The organism is Micromonospora sp. NPDC005172 (genome assembly GCF_040608555.1).
In the GTDB taxonomy this organism is placed as follows: domain Bacteria; phylum Actinomycetota; class Actinomycetes; order Mycobacteriales; family Micromonosporaceae; genus Micromonospora.
The window spans coordinates 1-3575 of the sequence record NZ_JBEXIL010000113.1; the positions used below are offsets into that span (position 1 = coordinate 1).

Annotated in this window: 3 protein-coding genes and 1 pseudogene; all 4 read right to left on the reverse strand. The window is 73.7% G+C overall.

The window, feature by feature from the left end:
* Positions 1–84: 84 nt before the first annotated feature.
* A pseudogene (locus tag ABZV06_RS31950) lies at positions 85–888 on the reverse strand (ADP-ribosylglycohydrolase family protein); the annotation flags it as partial.
* A 30-nt stretch (positions 889–918) separates the two neighbouring features.
* Complete coding sequence (locus tag ABZV06_RS31955) at positions 919–1290, reverse strand: VOC family protein (protein WP_355232929.1); 372 nt, start codon at positions 1288–1290, stop codon at positions 919–921.
* A gap of 37 nt (positions 1291–1327) precedes the next feature.
* Complete coding sequence (locus ABZV06_RS31960; RefSeq protein ID WP_355232928.1) at positions 1328–2332, reverse strand: methionine synthase; 1005 nt, start codon at positions 2330–2332, stop codon at positions 1328–1330.
* Positions 2333–2369: 37 nt separating this feature from the next.
* A complete protein-coding gene (mnmA, locus tag ABZV06_RS31965; protein WP_355625981.1) occupies positions 2370–3443 on the reverse strand; it encodes a tRNA 2-thiouridine(34) synthase MnmA in 1074 nt (357 codons plus the stop codon).
* Positions 3444–3575 lie beyond the last annotated feature (132 nt).

Below are 3575 nucleotides of genomic sequence, written 5' to 3' on the forward strand. Positions count from 1 at the left end.
CGCTCGACGGGGCCGCCGTCGGCGAGGTGGTGGCCAGCGAGTCACCCGACATCTCCGTGGGCGACACCGTCCTGCACGGGCTCGGCTGGCGGGAACCTCCTCGGCCACCCAACCCTCCCCGGTGACGAGGCACGGGTCGCCGCCGTCGTCCGGCTCGCGCAGGGCGGTCGTCAGCCGGCGCAGCGCCGCCAGGCACTCGTCCCAGCCGCGAGCGATGAACTCCTCCGGCGTGTCGACTCCCGGGCGCCGCCAGAGATCGCCCAGCCAGTCCTGGTGGTAGACCCGGCGTTGGGACCGCGCCCGGTCGACGAGCACCGCCGGCAGTTCGGGCAACGCGACGCCACCGCGCAGGGCGACGACCGCGTACGCGGTGAGTTCGCTGGCGGCCAACCCGGTCGGGTGGCCGTGGGTCATCCCGGCCTGCAACTGGGCCAGACCGGCCACCGTGTCGAGGTCCACGTCGAGCAGCCCCACCGGGGTCACGCGCATGTTGGCGCCGCAGCCCTTCGAGCCGGCGACCGTCGCCTCCTGCCAGGGCAGCCCACGGTCCAGATCGGCGCACGCGCGCAGGCAGGTCATCCCGGGGGCGCGGTTGTTGTCCGGGCTGACCGCCCAGGCCAGGAAGCGGCGTCGCAACAGCGGCTCCACCGCCTCCGGCGTGAGCGTCGGCGCGTCATGCAACGCCCAGGCCACCGCCAGCGCCATCTGCGTGTCGTCCGTGACCAGCGCCGGGTCGCCGGCCAGCTCACGCGGGCCGGTCGGACCGTAGCGGCGCTCGATCTCGGCGACGGTCAGGAACTCGGTGGGCTTGCCCAGGGCGTCGCCGTAGGCGAGACCGAAGAGCGAACCGGAGGCGCGCAGCGGAGAGGAGTGGATCACGGCGGCCATGGTGCCGTGCCGCCGCAACCCACGCCGTGCTCAGTCCCAGCAGAGGCAGAACGGGTGGCCGGCCGGATCGGCGTAGACGCGGAAACCCTCGCCCTCGCCGGGCAGCCGCCGAGCACCGAGAGCGAGTGCCGCCTTCTCCGCGCTCTCGATGTCGTCCACCGTCACGTCCAGGTGGAACTGCTGCGGGCGCTCCGGGTCGGGCCAGGCCGGCGGCCGCAGGTTGAGCGCTCGCTGGAACGCCAGCCGAGGCTGGTGCCCGGGCGGCCCGCCCAGCACCACCCACTCGTCATCGGCATCGTCCTCGCCCCCGAACACGGGGATGCCGAGCAACTCGGAGTAGAAGGCCGCCAACGCCCGCGGGTCGGGGCAGTCGATCACCACTGAACGTAGCTGTCCAATCATGACCGTCATCCTGCCCAGCGGGTACGACAGGAAAACGTCACTCCTCGGTGAACCGTCGGCCGGCGTCCCGACAGGCAGCGAGCACCGCCCGGGCGTACTGCGGGGTGGCGCCGGCCAGGCCACACGCCGGGGTGACGACCACCTGCTCGGCGAGCTGCCGACGAGGAAAGCCGAGGCGGTCCCAGATCTTGCGTACCCGCTCGGCGATCTGCGCGGAGGTCGGTGCGCCACCGGCCGACGGCGGCCGGGTCGGCGCGGCGCCGGCCAACAGCCCGAGGCCGGCGTCGATCGCCTCGCCCAGCGGGTCCAGGTCGGTGACCAGATCGAGGTCGAGGGCGACCGCGACGGCTCCGGTGGAACGGATCAGCTCCAGCGGCACGTCCGGGGCACAGCAGTGCACCACAGTGGGTACGCCCACCGCGTCGACGACCGTACGCAGCAGGGCTGCCGCGTCGGCCGACTCCACCGCCCGGTACGCGCCCAGCCCGCTCTCGGTCGGCACCCGCCCGGCCAGCACGGTCGGCAGCGACGGCTCGTCCAGTTGCAGGACCACCGACGCCTGGGGCAGACGCCGCGCGACCGCCGCCACGTGCCCGCGCAACCCTTCGGCGAGGGAGCCGGTGAGATCGCGCACGGCGCCGGGGTCACGCAGCAGCCGGCCGCCGATCGGCAGTTCCAGCGAGGCCGCGAGGGTGAGCGGGCCACCGGCCTGCACCTTGATCGGACCGGCGTACCCCTCGGCCTGCTCGGCGAGCTGGTCCAGGTCGCGTTCCATCAGGTCCCGGGCCCGGCGCAGGTCACGGCCGGCACGCGGGGCGACCCGCCACCGTCCGGCGTACAGCTCGACGGGCAGCTCGACCAGCAGCCCGGCGCTGCGGCCGATCAGGTCGGCTCCCGGGCCTCTCGCGGGCAACTCGGGCAGGTGCGGCAGCTCGGGAAGCTCGCCGAGGACCACTCGCTGGGCCTCGGCGATGTCGGTGCCGGGCAACGAACCGATGCCGGTCGCCGCACCGGCCGGCCAGGGCCACGCCTGATCTGTCACGGCCGAAGGCTATCCCGCGGGCACGCGGGCCGTGCGGTCAGTCCGCGATGGTCGCGGAGCCGAGGACGATGTCGCCGGCCGGGTCCGGCCGGTACGCCACGACGGCCTGACCGGCGGCGACGCCACGAACCGGTCGGCGCAGCTCGGCGTGCAGCGTGTCAGCGTCGAGGTCGACGGTCGCCGGCACCACGTCGCCGTGCGCGCGTAGCTGTACCTCGCACTCGACCGGCGCGTCCGGGCGGGGGCCACCGGTCCAGACCGGGCGGATCGCCCGCACCTGGGAGACCTCCAGCGCCTCGGCCGGACCGACCGTCACCGTGTTGGTCTTGGGCGTGATGGAGAGCACGTAGCGCGGCCGGCCGTCGGCGGCGGGCCGGTCCAGGTGCAGGCCACGACGCTGACCCACCGTGTACGCGTAGGCCCCGGCGTGGCTGCCGACCACCGCGCCGGTGCTCGCGTCGACGACGTCGCCGGGTGCCTCGCCGAGCCGGCCGGCCAGGAAGCCACGGGTGTCGCCGTCGGCGATGAAGCAGATGTCGTGGGAGTCCGGCTTGTCGGCGACCGCCAGGCCACGCTCGGCGGCCTCCGCGCGGACCTGGGCCTTCGTCGAGTCGCCGAGCGGGAACATCGACCGGTCCAGCTGCCCGCGGGTGAGAACCGCCAGCACGTACGACTGGTCCTTGGCGATGTCGACGCTGCGGCGCAGCAACCCGTCCGGGCCGAGCCGGGCGTGGTGACCGGTGACCACCGCGTCGAAGCCCAGGGCCACCGCCCGGTCCAGCACCGCCGCGAACTTGATCTTCTCGTTGCAGCGGAGACACGGGTTCGGTGTACGACCTGCGGCGTACTCGGCGACGAAGTCGTCCACGACGTCCTCGTGGAACCGGTCCGCCATGTCCCACACGTAGAAGGGGATGCCGATCACGTCAGCCGCCCGGCGGGCATCCCGGGAGTCCTCCAGGGTGCAGCAACCGCGCGCCCCGGTCCGGTACGTCTGCGGGTTACGCGCCAACGCCAGGTGCACGCCGGTCACGTCGTGCCCGGCCGCCACCGCCCGCGCCGCCGCCACGGCCGAGTCAACCCCGCCCGACATAGCCGCCAGAACTCTCACCAGCGAACCCCCTCCCCCACCAACCAACCAACCCTATCCACCACCCCACCCCACCCCCCACCCCCAGGCCCCCCGACCTGTCGATCATGAAGTTATTGCCCCGACACGCCGATCAGCAGGGCAATAACTTCA